This is a genomic window from Streptomyces sp. DSM 40750 (assembly GCF_024612035.1).
Lineage (GTDB): Bacteria > Actinomycetota > Actinomycetes > Streptomycetales > Streptomycetaceae > Streptomyces.
On the sequence record NZ_CP102513.1, the window covers coordinates 244,736 to 268,788 of the forward strand.

Sequence of the window (24,053 nt, forward strand, 5' to 3'; positions counted from 1 at the left end):
TCACCCAGCACTCCCACGCGATCGCATCAGGCGTCGCCAGCAGATGAGTGCGCATCCGAGAGTGAGGAACGCTTCGCGGATGTCGTCGCGTATCTCCCAGCGGATTCGCAAGCGGCGGAACCAATGTAAATGGGCGAACGCGCCCTCCACGACCCAGCGTTGGGTGCCCAGTCCGGAGCCGTGCTCGGTGCCACGGCGGGCGATCAGCGGCTTCACCCCGAGGACCCAGACCAGTCGGCGGTATTTGTCGTGGTCCTAGCCGCGGTCGGCCAGCACCACGTCGGGGCGGCGTCGGGGCCGGCCGCGCTTGCCGCGAACGGGCGGCACGGCTTGGAGGAGCGGGATTAGCTGGTGACATCGTTGCGGTTGCCCCCAGTCAGGGTGGCGGCGAGCGGGATGCCGGTGGCGTCGGTGATCAGGTGGTGTTTGCTGCCCGTCCTCCCGCGGTCCACCGGGCTTCGTCCAGTCTTGGCGCCTCCCTTCACCGCACGGATGTGGGGGCCGTCGACGGCTGCACGGGAGAAATCGAGGGCATTCGCGCTGCGGAGTTCGGCGAGGAGGACCCCGTGCAGCTGGGGCCATACACCTGCCTCGGTCCACTCGGCCAGGCGGCGCCAGCAGGTCATTCCCGACCCGAAGCCGAGTTCCTGCGGCAGATGTTCCCAGGCGATCCCGGTGCACAGCACAAACAGGACGCCCTGGAAGACCAACCGGTCAGGATGCCGTTTGCGTCCCGGATGCCGCGTCCGACGCTCCACCTTGGGCAGCAACGGCTCGATCACCGCCCACAGCTCGTCTTCGACTTCCCACGGCTTCGGCCGCGCCACCGCACACCCCCAGGTCGTCAGTCCCGGAGTGATCCAACCAGCTCGAAGATCATTTCGTTAGGAGTTCTAAGCGGAAATGACCGGGCACTGTTGACTGTTCATGGACGTGCCGAGCCCGCCGACATCCGTGGCCTGGAACGTTCAGGTGTCGGCCGAGGCGGGTTTCCTCGGCCGGCTGGGGATGGCGCCTTCCGGGCATGGCGCCTGGTCATGAGGTGATCGACGGCGAGTGGCACATCGTGCACTCCCATGAGGCGTTCACGCAGACCGCGATGGGAGCCATCGCCTCCTGACGGGCAAGGGGCCTCCGCCGCCGGGATTCCGTCACGCGTCGGTCCTCGTTGCGCGGGCCGCGAAGGCGGACGGGGTGAGACCGGTGCGGTCGCGGAAGAAGCGGCCGAAGTTCGCGGGGTCGGTGAAGCCGAGGTGGACGGCCACAGCCCGGGCGTCCCACCGGGCACCTCCCAGCAGGCGCCGGGCTTCCAGGAGGCGCCGCTCGTCGATGAGTTCACGCACCCCCTTGCCGGTGGCGTCCCGGGCGGCACGGCTAAGGGTGCGGACCGAGCAGCCGAGCAACTCGGCGTAATCCGCGGCTTGATGCAGCTCGCGAAAGTGCAGCTCCAGGGCGTCCAGGAAGCGCCCGTACCTGTCGGCACGGCCACGGCCGGCGCGGGCCGTGGCCGCGGCCGTGCCGATGGGTGCGATTCCTTGGGAGTTGGCCAGGCGCAGCAGCAGCGATTCGAGCAGGCTGCGCCGCAGGCCGTGGTGGATGTCGAGGGGGCGGCGCCCCAGTGCGCGGTGTTCGTCCAGGAGCTGGAGTGCCGTCTGCTGGAGCCAGGCGGTGTCGTCGGGGTGCGGGCTGAGCACGGCAGGGGCCTCGTGCGCGGTGAGCGGGGCCAGGAGACGGGCGAGGTCGGGCCGCAGCACGTCCGGTTCGAACAGGATGAACGGGCCGCGGGCCGCGCCGGGCGGATGCCAGCACTGCGCGTGCCCGGGACGCACCCACAGCCACTGGCCGGGGGCGACGGTCCGCGTGACGTGGTCGACGTCGTGTCGCAGCTCACCCTCGGTGACCGCGATGAGGTAGTGGAAGGTGGCACGGCCCGGACGGGGCGGGTTCCACGGCCAGTCGTCGTGCTGGGCGAAGAAGTCCTCGACGGTACTCACCTCAAGGCCGTAGGGAGTGCCGACCGGGGGCTGGAAACCGTACAGCGGAACCGCAGCTGGTCCGGCCTGCCTGCTCGGCCCGGAGTGTCGCTTGTCGACCATCACGTGTCCGCAGCCTACCGCCCTTTCAGGCGGCTTCGACGGAAGGATGGGACGTGCCACCGCGCCCGCGCGGCGCGCCCGCCGCCTCCTTCGCTACCACAGTCCGTCACCACCTGAGAAGGCTCACCACCCATGAACGGATCGGCCCTGCACAAGACCGCCGCCGACTGCGCGGAGGAACTCCCCGGAGCCCAGCTGGAGCACCCCTTCGGCCCCGACTGGGAGGTCTTCAAGGTGCGCGGCAAGGTGTTCATGCTGATGACCGAGGTCCCGGGGCGGCCCGTCGTGATCCTCAAGGCGGACCCCGGCGAGGCCCACGCCCTGCGGCAGCAGTACAGCCACATCACCCCCGGCTACCACATGAACAAGAAGCACTGGATCACCCTGGAGAGCGGAGAAGGCGTCGACAAGGAGCTCGTCAGGGAGCTCGTCACCGACTCCTACCGGCTCGTCGTCGCTCACCTACCCAGGGCCGAGCGGCCGGTCGACCCTCACACCTACGGCACCGGCGCACGGGCGGCCCGGTGAGCGCGGCCGGCGACCGGCTCCAGGACACCGCCCGCCGGGCGGCCCTGGCCCTGACCGACGTCAGCCACGGCTACCCCTTCCCCCCCGAACTCGACGTGTACAAGGTCGCGGGGAAAGTGTTCCTGATCGTCACCGACGACCCCGACGATCAGATCATCACGGTCAAGTGCGAACCCGAACACGCCCGCGCGCACGTACGCGGCCACGCCTCGATCACACCGGGCCGCTATCTCAACAACGGCACTGGATCTCCCTGGGGCCAGGCCCCGGCGTCACCGAGCGACTGGTCACCGACGCGGTCGAGGATTCCTACGACCTGGCCGTCGAGCGGCTGCCGCGACGAGACCGCCCCAGGGCTCGATGAGCACCGCGAACTTCCCCACGAGCGGCTGAGCCGACGCCTGTCAGCGCCCCGTGCAAGGCTCGCCACGTCCGCACACCTCCGCCTCCGACCTGAGAGACCGATGGAACCGACCCTGCCGCTCTTACGGTCGCACGGTTCGTGGTGGCGAGGACCGCGCCCACGGGGGGGAAGGCGATCGATGCGTTCGCCCGCGCCTACGGCACCAAATGGCCCAAGGCCGTCGCGAAGATCACCGACGATCAGGAGGAGCTGCTGGCGTTCTACGACTTCCCTGCCGAGCAGTGGATCCACCTGCGGACCACGAACCCCATCAAGTCGACGTTCTCCACGGTCAAGCTCCGCACCAAGGTTACCCGCGGGGCCGGCAGCCCCGCCGCGGCACTCGCGATGGTGTTCAAGCTCGTCGAGTCCGCCCAGGCCCGCTGGCGCGCGATCACTGGCGCCCACCTGCTGCCCCTTGTCCGTGCGGGAGCCGAATTCGAAAGCGGTGTGCTGGTCGAACGTGGCACGGTGGCGGCATGAACCCGCCGCCACTCCCCCGGACGTCCCCTCACCGCGGTCAGGTGATCATCCTGACCGGGCCGCCCGGAGCCGGCAAGAGCACCGTGGCGCGACTGCTGGCAGATCACCTGACTCCCAGCGTCCACCTGCACAGCGACGACTTCTGGCGCTATATCAAGCAGGGCTGGATCGCGCCTTACCTGCCCGAAGCACACGAGCAGAACCAAGTAGTCCTGCAGGTACTGGTCTCGGCAGCGTTCGGCTACGCCGACGGCGGCTACCAGGTGATCTGCGACGGCATCGTCGGGCCCTGGTTCATCGACATCTTCCGCGTGACGGCCCGGGAGCGGGCCCTGCCGCTGAGCTACGTCATCCTTCGGCCGGACCAACACACCACACTGGAGCGGGCAACGAGCCGGGCCGGCGACGCTTTGACCGACCCCGAGCCGATCCGCTCACTGCACGGCCAGTTCAGCAACCTGGGCACCTATGAGGCCCACGTCCTGGATTCCACCAACCTGACCGCTGAGGCAACCGCCGACAGCATCCTGCAAGGCCTCGCGAGGGTCGCCTACCTCCTCAACCTCAACCCGAGCGACAGCATCACCGACGCGAACGACTCGATCCACAACTCTTGACAATGGCTCTGATCAGCCACCCCGAAGCCGTCCGCAGGCTCGGCCGCCTGAACAACCAGTGGCTGACCAACGTCGGCTACCAGGCGAAGAAGACGGTCGACGAGCAGATCCGCTTCCTGCGCACCACGATGGGTGCACACCGTGCCTTCGGCACCGCGTCCAGGGCGGGGCGGTCCTCGCCGTGGCCGACGACCCTCCACACCGGCTGGTCGTGCCCCTGCCGGGTCAGCTGCGTCAGAGTCGTGGTCGCCACCGTGAGCCGGCGATTTCACGCCCCGGACGCGGCGGGCACGCTCGTGGAAGGCGGCCCCCTCGTTGTCGGGGCCGCGCGGCACGGCGCGGGAACGAAGATGAACAGCACCCGTGCGCTTGAAGTGGGCGGCGACGGTCTACTCGACGACGTACCGCAGCTTCTCGAGACTGACGATGTCCGGCCTCTTCCCCCGTTACAGTCGCGCCATGTCCAAGATCGAGATAGACGTGGTGACCGCCGAGTTCTTCGAGGCCTTTGACAACCGGGGCGGCAAGGTTGCCGACGTGGCCCGGATCCGCCGACTGGTTCTTCCGGGTGGTGTGATCGTCAAGACCGGCCCGGAGTTCACGGTCTACACCGTGGACCAGTTCATCGAGCCTCGCCAGCGGCTGTTGACCGACGGACGGCTGGTCGAGTTCTCCGAGTGGGAAGCCTCCGAACGGACAGAGATCGCGGGCGATATCGCGTCGCGGTTCTGCGAGTACCGCAAGTCCGGGACCTTGGATGGTGAGCCGTTCGAGGGAGGCGGGACCAAGACCATCCAGTTCGTCCGTACCTCAGAGGGCTGGCGGATCGCAGCGTTTGCCTGGTACGACCAGCCCTGACCGCAGGGGAGGTCGGACGCCCACACCTACGCCAGCCGCCACCCCGGCCGATGTCTTGTCATCTCCGACGACGAAGCACTGACAGATGGAACCAAACTGGCGGAAGCGTGCGTGCGTCTGGCCACCGCCTCCTGCGACACCCAGCAGCCCGACCGCACAAAAATCCACCGCACAGCTGGCCTGGTGGCCAGCGAGGGCTGGCCGTGGCCAGGCCTCGGCACAGACGCAACCGGTAGCGATCAGCCGTCGTGGTGCCCGTACATTCCAGCAGAGGCGGCCTAGCGTCTCGTGGTGAATCCGGGGACTCCATGTTCCCGGACGCGGTTGATCGCGCGAGAGCCGACGCATGACAGCAGGGTCTCTTGGCAGTTCGGGGTGCGTATCCGATCACCAGAAGATCGTTGCCGCAGTCTTTCGCACTCGCGTGCGTGGATTCCCACTCGCCGTCCCTGTCGTGTGACTGCCTCGCGCACCGGTTCGACAACGTGGCGAACGGGCCGGAGCGCGTGCGGTGTTACGCCTGCGACATGACGGAGGCTAAATGGCAGGTCATCCGGCCGTTGCTGTCCATTCCGGCATGGCTGGAGGGGTGGGGCGGGCGGCCGGAGGGCTACCGCCACCGCGTGCTGCCGGGATTCCGGAGATTGCCTACCTACGTGGCGTCGGGCCCCAGTCGCACAGCCCCTGTCCCCAGGATTCCGGGTCGAGGCCCGTGTGGTGCGGTCAGGGCTTTGTGGGTCGACTCCATGATCTTTTCCGACAGTTCGGTGCCCGCCGTGGCCCGGGCAAGCAGGATCGCGCCGACCAGAGTGGCCACCAGGGGAAGGCCCTCGCTGGTGTCGGTGGACATCCACGCGGCGAATTCCTCGACTCCGGCCGCGTACGTTTCGCGTACTTCCCCGGATGTGGGCTCGCGGGCCATGTCCCCTGCGAATCCGGCGGTGGGGCAGCCGGTGCCGGGCTGGTCACGGTGCTCGGCCGACAGATAGAAGTCGACGAGGGCGCCGCACGCGGTCTCGTGATCGCCGTGGGCCGTGTCGAACGACGCCAGGAGCAGGTCGAGGTCCCCGAAGGCGGCCTGAGCCGCCTCGGCCACCAGGGCCTCCTTGGAGGGGAACTGCTTGTAGAAGCCGCCCGTGGTCAGCCCGATGGACTTCATCAGATCGGCGACGCTGATGCCGTTCACACCGCGCTCCCGGAAGAGCTGGGAGGCCGCGGCGACCGCGCGCCTGCGGTTCTCGAGCGCCTGTGCTTGCGAAACCCGACTCATCAGTCACCCGCCCACGTTAGATAGTTAAGTGCATCTATCGTACGCGAAGTGCCGGGCGGCCGGCCGCGGCGTCCTCTTCCCGTGCGGCTCCTTCTCGCCGCCGCAAGGCGAGGAGCTCGCGGGCCCGCATCCGAAGCGGAAGCGGCTTCCGGCCGTGCGGGGCATCCGTTCCGGGGTGTCGTTCGCCGTGCCCGCGTGCTCGCCGTGAGGGCAGTGCGCGAAACCGTCCATGGCGACCAGGCGGCCCGATGACTCTCCATTCGAACCTGATCGGCCGCCGACCCTGTAGCCCCGCGTGCACGTCGAGCGGTCTCCGGCCGTGGGCGGTGATTGACGGCATTGCGGGACCGTTGACCAGAACCCTTTAGATAGCTATCGTAATCTAAAGCGGGGTCGACGCTCCGGCCCCCACTCACCCCGTCAGCCCAGAAATGAGATCCACCCCATGACCACGCAGAACAAGACCGCTGTCGTCACCGGCGCGTCCGCAGGCCTGGGTGCCGCCTACGCGCAGCGGCTTGCCGACCGGGGCCACGACCTGATCCTGGTGGCCCGGAACACCGCGCGGCTGGAGACGCTGGCGGCGGACATCCGCAGCCGCACGGGCCGCGCGGTGGACGTCGTCACCGCCGACCTCACCGACGCGGCGCAGATCTCTGTGGTCGAGGAGCGCCTACGGACCGACGAGAGCATCGCGGTCCTGATCAACAACGCCGGAGGGTCGTTGTTCACCCCGCTGGCGGCCTCCGACGCCGCGGCCTCCGAGGCACTGATCAACCTCAACGTGACCTCGCTGACCAGGCTGACCACCGCGGTCCTGCCGGGCCTGACGGCCCGCGGGCACGGCACCGTGGTGAACATCTCCTCTGCCCTGGCTCTCAACATCCTGCCCGTCAGCGCCGTCTACAGCGGCACCAAGAGCTACGTCCTGACGTTCACCCAGGCCCTGCAGCAGGAACTCGCCGAGAGCCCCGTCACAGTGCAGGCCGTACTCCCGGGCGCGGTCCGCACGGAGTTCTGGGACGGCTCCGGCCTCGACCTCGCGGCGTTCCCCGACGAGTGGATCATGAGCGCGGACGACACCGTCGACGCGGCGCTCGCCGGCCTCGACGCCGGGGAGCCGGTCACCATCCCGTCACTGCCCCAGATCAGTGACTGGGAGTCGTTCGAGAAGGCGCGCCAGACGCTCGTCCCGAACCTGTCGCAGCGGGTCCCGGCCGACCGCTACCGCGGCTGACCGCCGGCTCCGACCCCCGCTGCGGCAGTCCCTCTGTGACAACGGCACGGCCGCTGCCACACACGACCGATACGTCCTCCGGCCCGTGGGGAAGACCAACGCGCCCGGCGTCCTCCCCCTTACAGACAGCCGGGGCCCAGTACCAGTACCGCGATGGCGGCGGTCAGGTGCACGGCAAGCCCGCCCGCGCCGTCGGCCGCCCCTCCACGCAGCCTGCCTTCCACGGTGGAAGGCCACCGGGCCCATCCGGCCACTCACCGCGTTAGCGCTTCTCGCGGCAACCCGCCACCCCGCAGAACTCTCCCCCCCTTTACTTGAGGAAACATCCATGTCGAACGCCCTGTGGAACCCGATCGTCGCCGGGGAGATCTCCCTGCCGCACCGGCTGGCGATGGCCCCCATGACGCGCAACCGGTCCACCCCGGCAGGCATACCGACCGAGCTGAACGCCGAGTACTACGCCCAGCGCGCCTCGCACGCCCTCATCATCACCGAGGGCACCCAGCCCAACGCCGACGGACAGGGCTACATCCTCACCCCCGGCATCTACTCCGAGGAACACATCGCCGGCTGGCGCAAGGTCACCGACGCCGTACACAAGGCCGACGGACGCATCGTCATCCAGCTCATGCACGCCGGACGGATGTCCCACCCCGACAACACCCCCCACCACCGGCAGCCCGTCGCCCCCTCCCCGGTCCAGCCGGCGGGCGAGATGTTCACCGCGTCCGGACTCCAGGAGTTCCCGGTACCGCGCGAACTGTCCACCGAGGAAGTCGCCGCGACGGTCGACGACTTCCGCCGCGCCGCCGCAGCCGCCATCGAGGCCGGCGCCGACGGCGTCGAGATCCACAGCGCCAACGGCTACCTCCTGCACCAGTTCCTCGCCACCAACACCAACCAGCGCACCGACCGCTACGGCGGCTCCGTCGACAACCGCATCCGCTTCGCCGTCGAGGTCGCCACCGCCGTGGCCGAGGAGATCGGCGCCGGCCGCACCGGGTTCCGGATCTCCCCCGGCAACCCGTTCAACGACATCGCGGAGAGCGACACCCACGACCTGTACCCCGCACTCGTACGCGCCCTCGCCCCCCTCGACCTCGCCTACCTGCACATCGGCCACGGCGGCGACGACGAACTCCTGCACACCCTGCGCAAGCTGTGGCCGACCACCCTGGTCCTCAACCGGGCCGGCACCGACATCGCCACCCGCGCCAAGGACATCGAAGACGGCACCGCCGACATCATCACCGTCGGCGTAATGGCACTCGCCAACCCCGACCTGGTCGAGCGCGTACGCACCGGCACGCCGCTGAACACCCCCGACCCCGCCACCTTCTACGGCGGCGGCGAGGCCGGCTACACCGACTACCCCACCCTCACCGCCTGACAAACCCCGGCCGGGCGCTTCGCCTCCGCAAGAAGAGCAGCCACTGCCCGGTGCCATCGCCAGACCCTGCTCGTCCAACCCGCCAGTTCGACCCGATTCCACTGTCCACCACCGGGGCGGAGCCGCTCCGTCCACCACCTTGGAGAAGCACATGTCTTCCTCGAACGCCGAAACCCGAACGTCCACCGCCGACTTGCACCGACTTGCCGATGAGTACGTCAAGCTCGTCAACCTGCGTGACCTCGACGCCCTGTTCGCCCTGTACGCGCCGGACTTCCGCAACCACGCCGCCGACGGCACCGCCACCGGCCTCGAGGAGACCCGCGCGGTGCTGGCGTCGTTCCTCGACGCGGTCCCCGACTTCGCCGCCACGCCGGTCCGTGTCGTCGCCGAGGACGACTGGTTCGCGATCAGCTTCATCCTCACCGGCACGAACACCGGGCCGTTCAACGGCACTCCCGCCACCGGCCGATCGATCAAGGTGCTGGAGCTCCGCATGTTCAAGGTGGCAGACGGGAAGCTCACCGAGCACTGGGGCCTCATCGACCTGGCGACGCTCTTCGCCCAGCTGCAGTCCTGAGAGGGTTACCTGAGTTGATGTCTGTTTCACCCTTTCGGGAGGAGCAGGCGGGCCGGCCACAGCGTCGCCGGGCGGCTACGGCCGCGGCTGGGCGAACAAGCTCTGCTCGGTCTCGACCAGGATTCCGCACTCGGTCAGCCGCTTGAGCTACAGGCGGGTGTGTTGATGTTGTTGGGCGCGATCTCCATGCCCATCGCCTCGCACACCCGCCGCGCCGCCCGTGCCGACGTTCACTGGTCTCTGCTGCCTTGCCAAGGCTGTCCTGAGGCAGTCAATCCCGGTCTCTTGGGTGCGCCAGCACCGTGAGCACGCGGATGATCCAATGGGCGCGCGCGTCTCACTGCGGGAGCGACTGCGTCGCTCTCTGGGCGACAACGGTGCCGAGCTCCTGGTGTTCGATGCGCTGCCTGGTGTCGGCCGTGACCCGCGCGAGGATCACGGTGGCGAACTGCTCGCCGGCGGAGGGTCCGAGGACGTCGGCGGTCGGGCGTCCGTCGAAGAAGACGTGGATGCGGACCCGGCATCCGCGTACAGGACTTCCTCGAGCGCGGCGACGGCCGGGGACTTCTTCGGGTCCCCTTTCTGCCGGACTCCCAGTAGCGCTTGAGCCGCCGCAGGGTGTCACTGCCCTGCTCGAACACGACCATCAGGCGCGGCACGTCGTCGAGGTCGCCGTCGAGGTCGATGCGGCGCTTCAGCTCGACGGCGAGGCCGACCAAGGCGTCGTGGATACCGGCGACGTTGCCGCGGTGCGTCACCGTCGGCAGGTCCATCGCCCACAGGTGGGAGATCCGCGAGGTGTCGAGGACCAGGGCGCGGGCGCCCTGGTGCAGGAACTGGGCGGTGATGGTGCGCAGGATGGTCGTTTCGTCTTCTCCCGGACCCACGCGCCGATCTGTGCGTTGGCGGCGGCTGCCGCCGCCGGCGCCGGTGCGTAGTGGCCAGCGACTCCCGCTCCGCCTACCCAGATCTCTCCCACCGGTCCTGGCGGAAGCAGCCGTCCTTGCTGGTCCCGGACCGACAGGGACCACCCGGGCAGAGCGCGGCCGACCGATCGGGATCCCACCGCGACGTCCACCGGGGTCAGCGTCTGAGCGGTCACGTGCGCCGTGGTCTCGGTGATGCCGAACATGCTCACCACCCGGCACCGTGTGTGGGAGTGCTGGGCGAACCAGGGCGCCAGCATGCGTACCTCGAGCGGCTCGCCACCGAAGACGATCAGCCGCAGGGCCAGCTCGCGGGGTGCCCGCAGATCGGTCCATACCAGTTGGGAGAAGGCCGAAGGGGTCTGATTCAGCACGGTAACGCGGTGGTCCGCCAGCAGCTCGTGGAACTCTTCGGGATCGCGTGTCGCCCAGCACGGCACGACCACCAGCCGGCCACCGGTCAACAGACAGCAGACAGCAGACAGCCCCAGATCTCCCACACGGAGAAGTCGACGGCGCTCGAGTGGAAGAGCGTCCAGGTGTCGTCCGAGTCGAGGCCGAAGTCCTCGGCGGTGGCTTCCAGCAGAGCCAGAACGTTGCGGTGAGGCACCACGACGCCTTTGAGGCGCCCCGTCGAGCACGACGTGTAGATCACAGACGCGGCGTCGCCCCCGTCACCGTCCACTCGCGGACGTTCGTCTGCTGCCGCGGACTCGCCGGCAAGACCCCGCAGTTCGTCCGGGGTCACGATCCTCGTGCCGGTCGTCTCGGGGAACCGCTTCGCGGTCGTGACGACGATGGACAACTGCGCCCTGTCCGTCGTGAACCGCAGCCGTTCCGCCGGATAGCGCACGTCCATCGGCATCACCCGCGCTGCAAGGCAAGCTCCGCACCTCGCTGGATCGCTTCGCGCAGGCGCCGGCGGAGGGCACGACGGGCGGGTGGCGATCGTCAAGAAGCACGGCGAGCCGTGGATTCGCGTTTCCCCGCGGGCGAAGCAGGAGGAGCCGGAGAGCCTGGTGGCGATCAAGGGCGAGATCGAACGGCGTTTGGGGCACCATCGACCTGCTGGACATCCTGAAGTACGCCGACTTCGACACCGACTTCATCGCCGAGTTCACCTCGGTCGCCACCAGGGAGAACCTGTCCAAGGACGTACTGCGGCGCCGCCTGCTGCTGGTCCTGTTCGGCCTGGGCACGAGCATGGGGATCAAGCGGGCCGCGGCGAACGGCGAACACGGCGAGAGCGAGGCGACGCTGCGCCGGGTGCCGCACCTGTTCGTCAACGCGTCAACATGCGCGCGGCCCTGCGCAAGCGGGTGAGCGCCACCTTCGCCGTCCGGGATGAGATGTGGTGGGGCACCGGCACCGCGTGCGCCTCCGACAGCCGCAAGTTCGGCGCCTGGTCCTCGAACCTGCTCCGGCTGACCCGGCCGGCCTTCCGCGGCTGCGGGCGTCCCCGTCGACGGATGGTGTAGTGCGGGTTCGGCCGCGGGCTGGGCAGGTCGGCCGCATCGGAGACGTCGTGTAGGCCCGAGCGGTGGCAACCACTGGGAGCGGGGGCGGCTGCTGACAGGCCGGGTACTGGCGCCCACCCGCCGTGGACAATGTATGGGCCTGTTCACGACGGCGGGAATCAGCGATCTGCTGCCCCCCTTATGGCGACAAGGGCACTGCCTGTGCCGCAAGTTGACCGCACAGTCGATGCCGACCCGGTCGTCAGCGGTCCGCGACTTCGTCGTAGCCTCCCGCCACCCCAGCCACAGAGTTCAAGCTGCGCCCGTGACATCAGAGGGGCCCCTCTCCGCCCTTGGCTCCCATGACCCGACAAGCGCGCGTTCCCCCCTGCCTGCTGATCTCGCGCTTCTGCCAAAGGCATCGATTCACCCTATTGACACGTAGCCGAAACGCGCTCAGCATGATGGCGTTCGCGATTCACCAATGAATAGCTATTCAAACAGGGTCGATGGCCAGCACGCAGCCCACCCCGCCTCGCACCTGTCCCGCTCGCCGACCGCTCCGACCGCTCCGGCCGACACCGCGAGACCCGTCGGACCCCAAGATCCAGCGATCAAGGACGATCCAGATGCTCACCACAGACCCAGCCGGGACCGTGCAGTTCCGGGAACGGCGTCGGCGTATCGCCGATGAAGACCTGGCCGGCCGGCTCCAGGAGCTGGGGCAGCTGGCCACCGACGTGCGCCGCAGCGTCGTGCGGATGATCGACGGCGCCCAGCTCGGTCACATCGGCGGCGATCTGTCGGTGACGGACATCCTCGCCACCCTGTTCGGCGGTGTGCTGGCCGTGGATCCCGAGAAGCCGCGTGATCCCGAGCGTGACCGCTTCATCCTGAGCAAAGGGCACTGTGCGGCGGCCTTGTACGCGACCCTCGCCCACAGCGGCTTCTTCCCGCCGTCGGAATTGTCCACGTTCATGGCGCCGCTCTCACCGCTCAACGGCCACCCGAACCGCAGGAAGGTGCCGGGCGTGGAGACGAACACCGGGCCCCTCGGGCACGGCTTCCCCGTCGCGGTCGGCTGCGCCCTGGCCGCAAAGGTGTCGGGCCGTTCGTACCGCACCTTCGTGGTCCTGGGCGACGGCGAACTGCAGGAGGGGAGCAACTGGGAGGCGGCCATGACCGCCGCGCACCATGACCTCGCCTCGCTCACAGCAATCGTCGACCGAAACCGTCTCCAGCAGGGCGCTCGCACGGAGGACACCAAGCGGCTGGAGCCCCTCGCGGACAAGTGGACCAGCTTCGGCTGGGAGGTACGGGACGTCGACGGACACGACCACGGACAGCTGCTGTCCGCACTGCGCCCCTCCACGACCGGCAGGCCGGTCGCCGTCGTGGCCCGCACGGTCAAGGGCAAGGGCGTGTCGTTCATCGAGGACCGCGTCGAGTGGCACCACAAGGTGCCGGATTCAGCACAGGTTCAGGCCGCCTTGGAGGAGCTCAGCCGATGACTGCCGACGTCATGTCCGAAGCCGCGCAGACCTACGACTGCCGCCAGGCGTTCGCGGACGAACTGATCGCGCTGGCCGCCGAGGACGAGCGGATCGTCGCCGTCTGCAACGACTCCGTGGGGTCGAGCAACCTCGTCCGGTTCCGAGAGCTGTACCCCGACCGCCTCATCAACGTCGGCATCGCCGAGCAGGATCTCGTCGGCGTCGGCGCCGGGCTGGCGATCGGCGGATTCATCCCGTTCGTCAGCGCCGCGGGTCCCTTCCTGACGGGCCGCGCCACCGAGCAGATCAAGACCGACGCCGCCTACAACGGGCTTCCGGTGGTGCTCTGCGGCCAGAGCCCCGGTCTGGCCTACGGGGAGCTGGGTCCGACCCACCATTCGATTGAGGACCTGTCCTGGATGCGCGCGATCGCCGACCTGGCCATCGCCGTGCCCGCGGACCCGGCGCAGACCCGCGCCGCCGTCCGCTGGGCCGCCGCGCACGACGGCCCCACCTACCTGCGCATCCCACGGTTCAAGGTCCCGTCGGTCACGCCGCAAGGCGCACCGTTCGAACCCGGCCGCAGCATCCAGCTCACCGACGGCGACGACATCACCGTCATGGCTGTCGGGACCATGGTCTCCCGTGCCCTGGCCGCGGCCGAGACACTGCGGGCCGAGGGTGTCGGCGTCCGGGTGCTGAACATGACCTTCGTCGAGCCGCTGGACGTGGAAGCCGTCCTGCGGGCCGCCCGCGAAACCCGAGGCATCGTCACCGCCGAGGAGGCGACCACCACAGGCGGCCTCGGCGCAGCAGTGGCGAGCGTCGTCGCGCAGAACCATCCCGCGCCCATGCGGATCCTCGGCGTACAGCGCGAGTTCGCGCCGACCGGGAGTGCCGCCTTCCTGCTGGAGCACTTCGGGCTGACGGCCGACGGCATCGTCTCCGCCATACGGGATCTGCCGGCCGGAGGCCATGGAGGCGGTGCACATGACGACGCTTGAGGCCGCCCGCGTCGCGCCCCACGCCAAGTCGACCGGTTCCGGAACGGTCCGTAGGTCGGCCTCGCCCATGAACTCGCTGCCCGCCCCTCGGCCCTGTGCCGCTGGAGAGAAATCATGGCTCTGACACATTCCCGTCGGTTCGAAGGCAAGAGCGTCGTCGTCACCGGTGCGGCACAGGGCATCGGACGCGGGATAGCCGCGCGGTTCGCCGCCGAAGGCGCGGACGTCCTGATGCTCGACCGGTCCGAGGCCGTGGAGGAGGCGGCCGAGAAGGTCGCCACCCGGCACCCCGGCGGCAGCGCGATCGGCGTCCGTACGGATGTCACCTCGGCGGACGATGTGGCCCGCGCCGTCGACCTCGCCGACCGCACCTGGGGCGGTGTGGACGTCCTGGTCAACAACGCCGGCGTCATCAGCATCAGCCCGCTGGAGGACCTGAGCCTCGACGACTGGCAGAGGGTCCTCGCCGTCAACACCACGGGGACGTTCCTGTGCGCCCAGGCCGCCGCCGCGAGCATGCGGCGGCACGGACGCGGAGGGCGCATCCTCAACGCCGCCTCGGGTCAGGCCCGTCAGGGCTTCATCTACACGCCGCACTACGCGGCCAGCAAGTTCGGGGTCGTGGGGCTCACGCAGAGCCTGGCGAAGGAGCTCGCCAAGGACCGGATCACCGTCAACGCCTACTGCCCCGGCATCGTCGCCAGCGACATGTGGGACTACAACGACCGCGCATGGGGCCGGCTGCTCGGCGACTACGAGCCGGGCGAGCTGATGGCCGAGTGGGTCGCGAACATCCCGCTGGGACGCGCCGGCACCGACGACGACGTGGCCGACCTCGTGCTCTTCCTCGCCTCCGAGGAGGCGGCGTACATCACGGGCCAGGCGATCAACGTCGACGGGGGGATGTTCATGAACTAGCACGTCACGGGTGTGACGACAGCGCAGGAGACCGCAGGCGGTCCATGCCACCCCTCCCGACCTGGATGCACTTTTCACTATCCGGAGACCTTCATGAGTACGACCAGCAACGCGGCGAAGCCCGTGGACGCACCGCCGGCCGAACGACGGCTGAAGGCGCCGTCCTGGGCGACCGGGCTGCTCACAGGATCCCGGGGTCCGGCACTGGGCCTCGTCGCCATGTGCGTCGTCTTCTACATAGCGACGCCGTATTTCCTGACCCAGAACAACCTGCTGAACATCGTCGACCAGGCGGTGATCCTGGGTCTTCTCGCTCTCGGCATGACCGCCGTCATCATCACGGGCGGCATCGACCTGTCGGTCGGCGCCGTGTTGGCGCTGGCGACCATGGTGCTCGGGTTTCTCTCCCACGACCTGGGGTGGCCGCTGTGGCTGAGCGCGCTTGTCGCGATCGGCGTCGCGGGAGCGTGCGGCCTGGCCAACGGGCTGGGTGTCACCTTCACCAAACTCCCGCCGTTCATAGCCACCTTGGCGATGATGTCGATCGCCCGCGGCCTGGCCAATGTCATCACCGACGGCCAGCAGATCGTCGGGTACCCGGAATGGTTCGGCAACCTCTCCACCGTCCGCTACCTCGGCGTCTTCACCTTCGTCACCTTCGTGCTGGTGGTGCTGTACGTGGCGGGGTGGGCCTACATGCGCTACCGGACCGGCGGGCGTGAGCTGTACGCCATCGGCGGCAGCTCGGAGGTCGCCAGGCTGGCCGGCATCAGCGTGCGCAAGCGGACGGTTCTCGTCTACACCGTGACCGGCGTCCTCGTCGGCCTGGCCGGTGTCTTCCTCTCGATGCGGCTCGACTCCTCGCAGCCGAGCGCCGGAACGGGCTACGAACTCGACGCGATCGCCGCCGTGGTGATCGGCGGCGCGAGCCTGAGCGGTGGCGTCGGCTCCGTCACCGGAACCCTGTTCGGCGTCCTGATCATCGGTGTCCTGCACAACGGGCTCAACCTGCTCGGAGTCTCCCCGTTCGTCCAGCAGATCGTCATCGGCGTGGTGATCGCTCTGGCCGTCATGGTCGATGTCCTTCGCCGACGCGAGACGCGCTGACCACTTCAGCCCTCACCGGCTCTCAGCTCGATTCGGCCCGCCGCACGTCCCCCACCGCGTCAGTCACCGCCGCACGGTCGTCTCGTCCCCCACCCGCTTCACCCCGATCTCCAGAGATCGGCTCCTCCCCGCTCACCACCGAACCGCCTCTCTCCCCGAGTCGCCGGGTCCGCTTCCCGAAGGAGCACCATCGTCATGAAGTCCCAGTACCGCTGGATGGCCACCGGCATCGTCGTCACCCTCGCGCTCAGCGCCACCGCCTGCAACAGAGGCAGCGCCGGCACGACCACCGCCGACGGCAAGCCGATAACGATCGGCCTGGCCGTCGCCAATCTCCAGGCCGACTTCTTCAACCAGATCAAGCAGTCCGTCGAGGCCGAAGCGAAGAAGAAGGGCGTCAAGGTCGTCGTGGCGGATGCCCGCGGTGACGCGGCGACCCAGGTCAACCAGATCCAGGACTTCATCAGCCAGCAGGTCAGCGCGATCATCTACATACCGGCAGGCGCCACGGCCGCCGGCGTGCCGGTCAAGGCCGCCGAGAAGGCGAAGATCCCCGTCATCACGGTCGACCGCAACCCCGAGGACGCACCGGGCAAGTCGTTCATCGCCACCGACAGCGTCGCGGCCGCCAAGACACTCGGCGAGTATGTGATCAAGCAGAAGGGCGGCAAGGGCCAACTGGCCATCCTCCAGGGCCAGATCGGCACCACGCCGCAGGTCGATCGGCAGAAGGGCTTCGGCCAGGCGCTCGCGAAGGCGCCCGGGATCAAGGTGGTCTCGCAGCAGACCGCCGACTGGGCACAGGACAAGGCCTTCTCCGTGGCCCAGGACATGCTTCAGGCCCACCCGGGCATCGACATCTTCTGGGGCCAGGCCGACGCGATGGCTCTCGGTGCCGCGCAGGCCGTCAAGAGCGCCGACGGCAAGAAGCGTCTGATCGTCGGCTTCGACGGCGACGTCGCGGGCCTGAAGGCCGTCCGCAACGGCACCATCGACGCCACCATGGTCCAGCAGACCCAGAAGATGGGGCGGATGTCGGTGGACACCGCACTGGACGTCCTCGACGGCAAGGATGTCCCGGCGAAGCAGTTGCAGCCCGCCTTCCTGCTGACCAATGCCGACACGGCGAAGGCCGACGAGTACATCAAGACCCACCCCTGAGCCGGGAAGAAACGTCATCATGACGAACGTCAGCGAAGTCCAGAGAGACCAGACACACGAGGGCCTGATCGTCCGGGGCGTGTCAAAGCGCTTCGGCGCGACACAGGCCCTGGACCGGATCGACCTCGACGTACGCCCCGGCGAGGTGGTGGCGCTGCTCGGCGAGAACGGCGCCGGGAAGTCCACCATCGGCAACATCATCGCCGGCACGTTCCCCTCCGACACCGGTTACATGACCTGGCAGGGACGGCCTTACGAGCCGAAGTCGCCAGGGGACGCCATCACCCACGGCATCGGCCTCATCCATCAGGAGACGCGCCTGCTGCCGGACCTGTCGATCGCCGAGAACGTCTTCCTGGGCCGACTCCTCACCCGCGGCGGACGCATCGACCGTACGGAGATGAACCGCCGCGCCGAGGAGCAGCTGCACCGTCTCGGGCTGGACATCTCCCCCACCCGGCTGGTGGGCACGCTCCGGGTGGCCGCGCAGCAACAGGTGGAGATCGCCAAAGCCCTGACCCTCAACGCGAAGCTGCTGATCCTCGACGAACCGACAGCCGCCCTGGGAGGCGACGAGACCGATCACCTCTTCGAGCGGATCGACGCGCTGCGGAAGGAAGGCGTGTCCTTCATCTATGTCAGCCACCGCCTGGAGGAGATCGCCCGCATCTGCGACCGCATCGTGGTGATGCGGGACGGGCAGAGGGTCGCCACCCATGCGACCGCGCAGGTACCCGTGACACAGCTGGTCGAGGAGATGGTGGGGCGCAGCGTCGAGCGCATCTTCCCCGACACGGGAGCACCGGCGGAGCGTGAGGTGCTGCGCGTGGAGGGTCTGTCCAACCCCTCCTTCAGGGACGTCTCCTTCAGCGTGCGCGCGGGCGAGGTGTTCGGCATCGCCGGGATCGTCGGCGCCGGACGCACCGAACTCGTGCGGGCGATCGCCGGCGTCGACCCGGTGACCGAGGGAAAGGTGTCCGTCGACGGCCAGGTGCTGCGGCTGCGCGGGCCCCGGGACGCCATCCAGGCGGGGGTGGCGCTCGTACCCGAGGACCGCAAGGGCCAGGGCGCCGTGCTCGACCTCTCGATCGGCGACAACGTCGTCCTGCCCAACCTCGACCGGGTCGCCCGGCAAGGCTGGCTGACCCCACAGCGCGTCACCGAAGTCGCCACCGACGCCATCAAGCTGATGACCGTCAAGGGACGGCCCGCCCAGCCGGTGCGGACGCTCTCCGGAGGCAACCAGCAGAAGGTCGTCATCGCCAAGTGGCTGGAGCGCAAGCCGAAGGTCATCATCCTCGACGAGCCCACCCGCGGCATCGACGTCGGCGCCCGGGCCGCCATCTACGAGGTGATCGCGGACCTGGCCCGGTCGGGCATGGCGGTCGTGGTAGTCAGTTCCGACCTCGACGAGGTCCTGGGACTGTCCCACCGCGTGCTGGTCCTCAGCCGAGGTCGGCAGCAGGGTGTCCTGTCGGCGGAGGAGGCGACGAACTCCGCGGTCATGCACCTCGCAACGGCATGACCGTCCCACAGGTGACATCGAGCAGTTGCACCCACTGACGGGTAGCCAACCTCAACCAGGCCGAGAATCTGTCGACGGCCCCGTTCATGGCGAATTCAAGGGGTCGTGGCAACCCTGCTGATCATGCGGCTGTTGTCAGTGGCTTAGCGAGGCGCTCGGCTGGGGTTTCCCAGTCGAGCGTTTCGCGTGGGCGACCGTTGAGTTCGGCAGCGACGGGCGTCGAGGTGATCTCGGGTGTGGCGGGACAGGTCGGCGCTTTTGGGGAAGTACTGCCGTAGCAGCGAGGCGATTCGGCCGTCAGGTGGCGACAGTTGTGCAATCGTCGGCCGCTCGCTCGGCCGAGCGGCTGACTCTCATCGCCGTGAGCACCGGATCAAGCCTGCTGCCTGTACTTGGTGATCCGGCCCCCGTGAAGAGGCTGCTCAGAATCGTGCCGGCGTACTACGGGAGAAGGCCCCTGCGGCGGGCGGCGCGGTGGCCGTAGGACTGGCCCAGAGTGCGCTGGACGACGCTCTCACCTACGCGCAGCAGCGGGAGACCTTCGGCCGGAAAATCATCGATCACCAGTGGATCGTGCTGCCGGGGCCCAGTCATGTCTGTTCAGCCGTCAGCCGTCGCTGTCGAGAATGGCGGAGGCAGGAGACGACGACCACGAAGGGCCAGAGCGACTGCATGACCGTCACCAGGCGTTCCGCGACACCGATGACACCCTGATGACGCACCTCGAACAGAAACCAGGCGGCAGTCACGCCCATCAGAGCGGTCGCGAGCAGTGAGGGCGTGGGCCGGAGGCCCCATGGCGCGGCTCCATCACGCTGCGCGGCGAGGACCGGCCACACCGCGAGGAGGGCGAAGCCGACCGCGGCGACAGAACCATGGCGCAGGTCGCCTCCGCTGCTCGGCGCCGGTACCAACACCACCGCCAGGGCCGACAGTCCGCCGCCCGCAAGCGCCGTGCGACCGGCGCGCGTGGCCGCACGCAGTCCACAGGCGGTGACAAAGTGACAGACGCCGACGGCGAGCAGCGCGGCAGTCATCACCCAGAATCCCGCGGCCCCGTAGGCAGCCAGGACGCTGATCGTCTGCGTGGCCGAGTCATAGGCGGACCCCTCAAGCAGCGCCGCGATGGCCCACCCGGCCACCAGAATGACCGGCGCGCATCCGGACGAGAACAACGCCCACCAAGGGACAAGTCGCATCAGACCACCGTAGATGGCCGACAGTCCCCCGCAGCTCAAGCACCGCGAGGTCCGCTCGCCGTCTCACCCAGCCGCCCGGGCGGGTCGCCGATCGCCGTCGGTCGCCGTTCCTATGATGGCCGCATGCACGGCCTGCGCGAGCTCGCGGAGGGCACACCGCCGGAGCGGGAACGCTACATCGACCTGCTGCGGGCGCTGGCCATCGTCATCGTGGTGCTCGGTCACTGGACGGTCATCGTGGTCACCGGCGGGGCCGACGACCTGGACGGCTTCAGCGCGCTCGAAGTGCTGCCGTGGGGCCGCCCGATCACCTGGCTGCTCCAGGTGATGCCGGTGTTCTTCCTGGTGGGCGGGTTCGCCAACGCCGCCTCGCTGACGTCACGCACCCGTGGGGGCGGGGGCGCCGGGGACTGGTTGCTGGACCGCAGCGCGCGGCTCGTACCACCGACGACCGTGCTGCTGGTGACACTTGCCGCCGCCGCACTGGTCGCCCGGCTGGCAGGTGTCGACCCGGTTCAGGTGGGCCGGGCCGTGTGGCTGGCCTCGCTCCCGTTGTGGTTCCTGCTCGTCTATCTCGTGGTGGTTTTCCTGACGCCTCTCATGCACCGCCTCCACCGGAGGGTCGGACTGGTCGTGCCGCTGGTACTGGTGGGGCTGGTCGCCGCGGGCGACGTGGTGCGGCTGGTGTTCGACGCGTCGGCGCCGCAACTGGGCAATTACCTGTTCGCCTGGCTGGCGGTGCACCAGATCGGCTTCGCCTGGCAGGACGGGACGCTGCCGGTCCGGCCCAGGGTGGCCGTGCCGCTGCTGGTGGGCGGCGCCGCGGTGGCGGTGCTGCTGACGATGGCCGGCCCCTACCCGGTCAGCATGGTCGACGTCCCAGGCACATCGTTCCGCAACCTCTCGCCGCCGACCCTCGCCCTGCTCGCGTTGGCAACGGCTCAGCTCGGGCTGGTGCTGTTGCTGCGCGACGCGGGAAGCCGGTGGCTGCGACGGCTTGGGCCATGGATGGCCGTGATCGCCGTGAACTCGGTGATCCTTACCGTGCTGCTGTGGCACATGAGCGCGTTCGTGCTCGTCGCCGGCGCCGTGTACACCTTCGGTCTGTTCCCGCTGCCCGAACCCCCTGGCCGGACAGGCGCCTGGCTGCTGTGGAAACCGCCGTGGCTGGTCCTGCTCCTGTTGGTGCTCGCCGCGTTGGTGGCCGTCGTCGGCGGCATCGAACAACGCGGTGCTGTTTCCTCGCGCAGCCCGTGGACGCCTCGAGCGCTCGGCCGCCCCGGGCCGCGCACCCTCGCGACCTCCGTCGGCTACACGGCCTGTGTGCTCGGTCTGCTGGGTCTCGCCGCCGGTCCGGTCGAGCGCGGCGCCCTGGGGCTCCCGGCCGCAGCGCTGGCCGTCTTCCTGTTCGGCGCCGCCGTACTCCGCGCGGCACGCGGCGAACGAGGAAGGAGACAAACCGGGACCTCCAAAGCCTCCTGACAGCACGTCAGCAAGAGTCCTCCGATACCACACCGTCAGGAGCTGCTCGTGAGCGCGTCGGTTGGCAGAAGGCTCAGCTGCTGATGGTGGGAGTACAACGGTCACAGCAAGAGTAGGCGCGGCCGGGCAGCGTGCACTCAGCTGGATCAACCGGGGGCACTTGCTGCCGGTGGTCATCCACGGCGGGCGCTGGGCCACGACCCTGCACTGTCCGCCGGCCGGACCCATGGGCATGGGCCTGGACCCGCCGATACAGGTGCGCGTCGATCAGCTCGAGCCCGGCGACCGGCTGCTGTTCATCACGGACGGCATCACCGAAGCCCGCGACGCCACGGCGAACTGTTCGGCCTGGGGCGCTTCACCGACTTCCTCATCCGCCACCACGCCGACGGTCTGCCCGTCGCCGAGACCCTGCGCCGTCTGACACACGCCGTCCTCGACCATCACGACGGCCGTCTGGACGACGACGCCACCGTTCTGTTCTGCGAATGGCACGACAGGACAGCCGGTCGCCAGGCCCTCGGGCGCGGATGAGTCAGACGGCCAATCGGCAGGTGGCCCGGGCCGCCCCTTGTCGCCGGGCCCTCAGGCTTCAAACGCTGCCGTGGCTCCGTACTGGACGGTGTCCGCCCACTCGGGCGGCCGGACCCGGAAATCCGCTGACCGTCGCGCCCACCGCCAGGTTTTGATACGGCCGTAGGACCGGGAGCACGACGTGCTGCCCGACGTCCGAGGCATGGAGTACCGCCGCAGGGTACTCGTCGGAAGCCGAACAGCGTCGGCATCACCGAGCGAGTCGTTCACGGAGGCCGACCTCCCGACCGCCGAGGCCCAGGCATGGGAACCCAGGACGCCGACGCGAGGCGGGTTACCCGGAGAAGGAGGCAGACCGTGCGTCAGCGTCTACGGACGGCCCGTTGCCTGTGCGACTTCGACTCCTCAGTGGCCGCGGTGCGGACGGTGAGCCGGTTCCTTCGCGGCAAGGACTTCAGAGGACTCGGCGTCGGCCCCGGATCCGCGCGGCTGGCCGACCTGGCCTCGCAGCTGCCCTCCCCCGCGCGACGGCACCTGTTCGTCCGCGCCGCCCACCTGCAAGGTGGGCCTCTGGCGCAGGTACGCCGAGTGACCGGCGAGGACCTGGCGGCCTAGGGTCGGTCAGGTCCCCGCCGGGCAGTGGAGCGAGCTCGCCCGGCGGTACGCCGGCACGGAGGGAGGGCTCCTCGGTGTGGATGAGCGGGCCTATCCGGAGGACATCGGCAGCACATTGCGCTACCAGCCAGCCCTGGCGGCCCTTCCCGAGCGGCATCCGCTGCCGCCCCCGCTGGGCGTGGAGGAGCTGGACGAGTTCCTCGCTCGGGAGCGGCAGGCCGACGACCGGCGACTGGCCCGATTCGAAACCCTCAGTCCGGCCGCGGGATGACCGGGCAGGTCGAGCCGATCGGGCGAGCAGGCCGGATGACGGGTAACGGGAGGTGTGCAGGCCATGGGTTCCCGTCACGAACATCGCCCACCGTTTCCGGAGCGGACCGTCACGGCGTACCACGACGGTGTGCTCGGACGGATGCGGAGCCGCGCCGTCGGCGACGTACACCCGGGCACGCCGGAGGTCGTACTCGTGCAGGGCATGGCGGTGTCCGACTATCTGCTGCCCGGCCTCGCGGCGTTCGGCCGGTGGACGCGGGCGCACCTGGTGGAGCTGCCCGGTTTCGCGGGCAGCGGCGATCCCCCGCACGAACTCGACGTGCCGGAGTTCGGCCGCTGCGTCGCCGACTGGCTCTCCGCTCGCGCCCTGGGCCCGGTGATCCTCGCCGGGCACTCCAGCGGAACCCAGGTCGCCGCCCGGGCCGCCCTCGGACACCCCGACGTCCCGGGTATCGTGCTGGCCAGTCCCACCGTCGACCCGATGGCCCGCGGTTACGTACGTCTGCTCGTCCACTGGCAGCTGGACGGTCGACGGGAACCACCGGGACTGTCCGAATCACACCGTCCCGAGTGGAAGCGTGCGGGCCTGCGTCGGCTGCTGCACACCGCAAGGGTGCACATCGACGATGCCCTGGAGGACTCGGTGGGCCGGCTACAGGTGCCACTGCTGATCGTCCGTGGCAGGGACGACCGGATCGGCACCGCCGGCTGGGCCCGCCACCTGGCCGGCCTGGTGCCGGACGGGGAGTACGTCGAGGTCGCGGGGGCGCACACGTTTCCCTGGCTGGACCCCGAGGCGTGGTCGGATCCGGTGCGCGGCTTCGCGCAGCGCCTCGTCGCGGAGGACGGTGGTGGGCGGCAGGGCCCGCTCCCGGGCTGAGCCGGCAGCCGGCCGGG

General features: G+C 69.2%; 24 protein-coding genes and 7 pseudogenes. 23 read left to right on the forward strand and 8 right to left on the reverse strand.

Annotated features, from left to right (window positions below; genetic code table 11):
• Nucleotides 1-827: pseudogene (locus JIX55_RS01170) on the reverse strand (IS5 family transposase).
• Between the two features lie 324 nt (nt 828-1,151).
• Nucleotides 1,152-1,994: a helix-turn-helix domain-containing protein gene (locus tag JIX55_RS01175; protein ID WP_257561327.1), complete on the reverse strand. Its 843-nt coding sequence runs from the start codon at nt 1,992-1,994 to the stop codon at nt 1,152-1,154.
• Between the two features lie 234 nt (nt 1,995-2,228).
• On the opposite strand from JIX55_RS01175, the gene JIX55_RS01180 reads away from it, so the two are divergent.
• From JIX55_RS01180 to JIX55_RS01195, 4 genes and pseudogenes are all read left to right on the forward strand, one after another.
• Nucleotides 2,229-2,624, forward strand: a complete 396-nt coding sequence (locus JIX55_RS01180) for an MmcQ/YjbR family DNA-binding protein (RefSeq protein ID WP_257561328.1) — start codon at nt 2,229-2,231, stop codon at nt 2,622-2,624.
• Nucleotides 2,625-2,719: 95 nt separating this feature from the next.
• Nucleotides 2,720-2,803: pseudogene (locus JIX55_RS01185) on the forward strand (MmcQ/YjbR family DNA-binding protein); the annotation flags it as partial.
• Between the two features lie 356 nt (nt 2,804-3,159).
• A pseudogene (locus JIX55_RS01190) lies at nt 3,160-3,510 on the forward strand (transposase); the annotation flags it as partial.
• Nucleotides 3,511-3,551: 41 nt separating this feature from the next.
• Nucleotides 3,552-4,127, forward strand: coding sequence for an AAA family ATPase (locus JIX55_RS01195; RefSeq protein WP_257561330.1), 576 nt, complete (start codon nt 3,552-3,554; stop codon nt 4,125-4,127).
• 76 nt (nt 4,128-4,203) lie between these two features.
• On the opposite strand, the gene JIX55_RS01200 is transcribed toward JIX55_RS01195, so the two are convergent.
• Nucleotides 4,204-4,380, reverse strand: a complete 177-nt coding sequence (locus JIX55_RS01200) for a hypothetical protein (RefSeq protein ID WP_257561331.1) — start codon at nt 4,378-4,380, stop codon at nt 4,204-4,206.
• Nucleotides 4,381-4,586: 206 nt separating this feature from the next.
• On the opposite strand from JIX55_RS01200, the gene JIX55_RS01205 reads away from it, so the two are divergent.
• Nucleotides 4,587-4,985 carry a nuclear transport factor 2 family protein gene (locus JIX55_RS01205; protein WP_257561332.1) on the forward strand — a complete coding sequence of 133 codons (399 nt, stop codon included), beginning with the start codon at nt 4,587-4,589 and terminating at the stop codon, nt 4,983-4,985.
• A gap of 652 nt (nt 4,986-5,637) precedes the next feature.
• Here the strand turns inward: JIX55_RS01205 and JIX55_RS01210 are convergent.
• Nucleotides 5,638-6,255, reverse strand: coding sequence for a TetR/AcrR family transcriptional regulator (locus tag JIX55_RS01210; RefSeq protein ID WP_257561333.1), 618 nt, complete (start codon nt 6,253-6,255; stop codon nt 5,638-5,640).
• Between the two features lie 445 nt (nt 6,256-6,700).
• On the opposite strand from JIX55_RS01210, the gene JIX55_RS01215 reads away from it, so the two are divergent.
• From JIX55_RS01215 to JIX55_RS01230, 4 genes are all read left to right on the forward strand, one after another.
• On the forward strand, nt 6,701-7,492 hold the full coding sequence (locus tag JIX55_RS01215) for an SDR family NAD(P)-dependent oxidoreductase (protein WP_257561334.1): 792 nt from the start codon (nt 6,701-6,703) through the stop codon (nt 7,490-7,492).
• A gap of 328 nt (nt 7,493-7,820) precedes the next feature.
• A complete protein-coding gene (locus JIX55_RS01220; RefSeq protein ID WP_257561335.1) occupies nt 7,821-8,882 on the forward strand; it encodes an alkene reductase in 1,062 nt (353 codons plus the stop codon).
• Nucleotides 8,883-9,033: 151 nt separating this feature from the next.
• A complete protein-coding gene (locus JIX55_RS01225; protein ID WP_257561336.1) occupies nt 9,034-9,462 on the forward strand; it encodes an ester cyclase in 429 nt (142 codons plus the stop codon).
• A 509-nt stretch (nt 9,463-9,971) separates the two neighbouring features.
• Nucleotides 9,972-10,400, forward strand: a complete 429-nt coding sequence (locus JIX55_RS01230; RefSeq protein ID WP_257569726.1) for a hypothetical protein — start codon at nt 9,972-9,974, stop codon at nt 10,398-10,400.
• 56 nt (nt 10,401-10,456) lie between these two features.
• Here the strand turns inward: JIX55_RS01230 and JIX55_RS51270 are convergent.
• Nucleotides 10,457-10,888 (reverse strand): annotated as a pseudogene (locus JIX55_RS51270) (AMP-binding protein); the annotation flags it as partial.
• On the reverse strand, nt 10,849-11,247 hold the full coding sequence (locus tag JIX55_RS51275) for an AMP-binding protein (protein WP_443046329.1): 399 nt from the start codon (nt 11,245-11,247) through the stop codon (nt 10,849-10,851). The gene JIX55_RS51275 and the pseudogene JIX55_RS51270, both read right to left, overlap by 40 nt.
• A 248-nt stretch (nt 11,248-11,495) precedes the next feature.
• Here JIX55_RS51275 and JIX55_RS51280 point away from each other — a divergent pair, with 248 nt between their 5' ends.
• From JIX55_RS51280 to JIX55_RS01270, 8 genes are all read left to right on the forward strand, one after another.
• Nucleotides 11,496-11,711 carry a Tn3 family transposase gene (locus tag JIX55_RS51280; protein WP_443046685.1) on the forward strand — a complete coding sequence of 72 codons (216 nt, stop codon included), beginning with the start codon at nt 11,496-11,498 and terminating at the stop codon, nt 11,709-11,711.
• Nucleotides 11,684-11,866 carry a transposase gene (locus JIX55_RS50775; protein WP_257569158.1) on the forward strand — a complete coding sequence of 61 codons (183 nt, stop codon included), beginning with the start codon at nt 11,684-11,686 and terminating at the stop codon, nt 11,864-11,866. Before JIX55_RS51280 ends, JIX55_RS50775 begins: the two co-directional genes overlap by 28 nt.
• A 608-nt stretch (nt 11,867-12,474) precedes the next feature.
• Nucleotides 12,475-13,356 (forward strand): transketolase, encoded by an 882-nt coding sequence (locus JIX55_RS01245; protein ID WP_257561337.1) that lies wholly within the window; start codon nt 12,475-12,477, stop codon nt 13,354-13,356.
• On the forward strand, nt 13,353-14,342 hold the full coding sequence (locus JIX55_RS01250) for a transketolase family protein (RefSeq protein WP_257561338.1): 990 nt from the start codon (nt 13,353-13,355) through the stop codon (nt 14,340-14,342). The genes JIX55_RS01245 and JIX55_RS01250 overlap by 4 nt, the downstream gene beginning before the upstream one ends.
• Nucleotides 14,343-14,456: 114 nt before the next feature.
• Entirely contained in the window at nt 14,457-15,260 is an 804-nt protein-coding gene (locus tag JIX55_RS01255) for a glucose 1-dehydrogenase (RefSeq protein ID WP_257561339.1), read from the forward strand.
• A 93-nt stretch (nt 15,261-15,353) separates the two neighbouring features.
• On the forward strand, nt 15,354-16,367 hold the full coding sequence (locus JIX55_RS01260) for an ABC transporter permease (protein WP_257561340.1): 1,014 nt from the start codon (nt 15,354-15,356) through the stop codon (nt 16,365-16,367).
• Between the two features lie 195 nt (nt 16,368-16,562).
• On the forward strand, nt 16,563-17,528 hold the full coding sequence (locus tag JIX55_RS01265; protein ID WP_257561341.1) for a sugar ABC transporter substrate-binding protein: 966 nt from the start codon (nt 16,563-16,565) through the stop codon (nt 17,526-17,528).
• 19 nt (nt 17,529-17,547) lie between these two features.
• Complete coding sequence (locus JIX55_RS01270; RefSeq protein ID WP_257561342.1) at nt 17,548-19,053, forward strand: sugar ABC transporter ATP-binding protein; 1,506 nt, start codon at nt 17,548-17,550, stop codon at nt 19,051-19,053.
• 121 nt (nt 19,054-19,174) lie between these two features.
• On the opposite strand, the pseudogene JIX55_RS01275 reads toward JIX55_RS01270, so the two are convergent.
• Nucleotides 19,175-19,334 (reverse strand): annotated as a pseudogene (locus JIX55_RS01275) (IS30 family transposase); the annotation flags it as partial.
• A gap of 193 nt (nt 19,335-19,527) precedes the next feature.
• Here JIX55_RS01275 and JIX55_RS51285 point away from each other — a divergent pair.
• Nucleotides 19,528-19,578 (forward strand): annotated as a pseudogene (locus tag JIX55_RS51285) (hypothetical protein); the annotation flags it as partial.
• Nucleotides 19,579-19,643: 65 nt separating this feature from the next.
• On the opposite strand, the gene JIX55_RS01285 reads toward JIX55_RS51285, so the two are convergent.
• Nucleotides 19,644-20,252: a DUF998 domain-containing protein gene (locus tag JIX55_RS01285; RefSeq protein WP_257561343.1), complete on the reverse strand. Its 609-nt coding sequence runs from the start codon at nt 20,250-20,252 to the stop codon at nt 19,644-19,646.
• Between the two features lie 123 nt (nt 20,253-20,375).
• On the opposite strand from JIX55_RS01285, the gene JIX55_RS01290 reads away from it, so the two are divergent.
• From JIX55_RS01290 to JIX55_RS01310, 5 genes and pseudogenes are all read left to right on the forward strand, one after another.
• Nucleotides 20,376-21,734 carry an acyltransferase family protein gene (locus JIX55_RS01290; protein ID WP_257561344.1) on the forward strand — a complete coding sequence of 453 codons (1,359 nt, stop codon included), beginning with the start codon at nt 20,376-20,378 and terminating at the stop codon, nt 21,732-21,734.
• A 136-nt stretch (nt 21,735-21,870) separates the two neighbouring features.
• Nucleotides 21,871-22,268, forward strand: a pseudogene (locus tag JIX55_RS01295) (PP2C family protein-serine/threonine phosphatase); the annotation flags it as partial.
• 357 nt (nt 22,269-22,625) lie between these two features.
• On the forward strand, nt 22,626-22,883 hold the full coding sequence (locus tag JIX55_RS01300) for a hypothetical protein (protein WP_257561346.1): 258 nt from the start codon (nt 22,626-22,628) through the stop codon (nt 22,881-22,883).
• A gap of 76 nt (nt 22,884-22,959) precedes the next feature.
• Entirely contained in the window at nt 22,960-23,154 is a 195-nt protein-coding gene (locus JIX55_RS01305) for a hypothetical protein (protein ID WP_257561347.1), read from the forward strand.
• Nucleotides 23,155-23,217: 63 nt separating this feature from the next.
• A complete protein-coding gene (locus JIX55_RS01310; RefSeq protein WP_257561348.1) occupies nt 23,218-24,036 on the forward strand; it encodes an alpha/beta fold hydrolase in 819 nt (272 codons plus the stop codon).
• Nucleotides 24,037-24,053 lie beyond the last annotated feature (17 nt).

Bases quoted from the DNA above. Each gene is read 5' to 3' on its own strand.
- JIX55_RS01180 (WP_257561328.1), top strand. From the start codon at position 2,229: ATGAACGGATCGGCCCTGCACAAGACCGCCGCCGACTGCGCGGAGGAA.
- JIX55_RS01205 (WP_257561332.1), top strand. From the start codon at position 4,587: ATGTCCAAGATCGAGATAGACGTGGTGACCGCCGAGTTCTTCGAGGCC.
- JIX55_RS01210 (WP_257561333.1), bottom strand. From the start codon at position 6,255: ATGAGTCGGGTTTCGCAAGCACAGGCGCTCGAGAACCGCAGGCGCGCG.
- JIX55_RS01215 (WP_257561334.1), top strand. From the start codon at position 6,701: ATGACCACGCAGAACAAGACCGCTGTCGTCACCGGCGCGTCCGCAGGC.
- JIX55_RS01220 (WP_257561335.1), top strand. From the start codon at position 7,821: ATGTCGAACGCCCTGTGGAACCCGATCGTCGCCGGGGAGATCTCCCTG.
- JIX55_RS01225 (WP_257561336.1), top strand. From the start codon at position 9,034: ATGTCTTCCTCGAACGCCGAAACCCGAACGTCCACCGCCGACTTGCAC.
- JIX55_RS01230 (WP_257569726.1), top strand. From the start codon at position 9,972: ATGCGGACCCGGCATCCGCGTACAGGACTTCCTCGAGCGCGGCGACGG.
- JIX55_RS51275 (WP_443046329.1), bottom strand. From the start codon at position 11,247: ATGGACGTGCGCTATCCGGCGGAACGGCTGCGGTTCACGACGGACAGG.
- JIX55_RS50775 (WP_257569158.1), top strand. From the start codon at position 11,684: ATGCGCGCGGCCCTGCGCAAGCGGGTGAGCGCCACCTTCGCCGTCCGG.
- JIX55_RS01245 (WP_257561337.1), top strand. From the start codon at position 12,475: ATGCTCACCACAGACCCAGCCGGGACCGTGCAGTTCCGGGAACGGCGT.
- JIX55_RS01250 (WP_257561338.1), top strand. From the start codon at position 13,353: ATGACTGCCGACGTCATGTCCGAAGCCGCGCAGACCTACGACTGCCGC.
- JIX55_RS01255 (WP_257561339.1), top strand. From the start codon at position 14,457: ATGGCTCTGACACATTCCCGTCGGTTCGAAGGCAAGAGCGTCGTCGTC.
- JIX55_RS01260 (WP_257561340.1), top strand. From the start codon at position 15,354: ATGAGTACGACCAGCAACGCGGCGAAGCCCGTGGACGCACCGCCGGCC.
- JIX55_RS01265 (WP_257561341.1), top strand. From the start codon at position 16,563: ATGAAGTCCCAGTACCGCTGGATGGCCACCGGCATCGTCGTCACCCTC.
- JIX55_RS01270 (WP_257561342.1), top strand. From the start codon at position 17,548: ATGACGAACGTCAGCGAAGTCCAGAGAGACCAGACACACGAGGGCCTG.
- JIX55_RS01285 (WP_257561343.1), bottom strand. From the start codon at position 20,252: ATGCGACTTGTCCCTTGGTGGGCGTTGTTCTCGTCCGGATGCGCGCCG.
- JIX55_RS01290 (WP_257561344.1), top strand. From the start codon at position 20,376: ATGCACGGCCTGCGCGAGCTCGCGGAGGGCACACCGCCGGAGCGGGAA.
- JIX55_RS01310 (WP_257561348.1), top strand. From the start codon at position 23,218: ATGGGTTCCCGTCACGAACATCGCCCACCGTTTCCGGAGCGGACCGTC.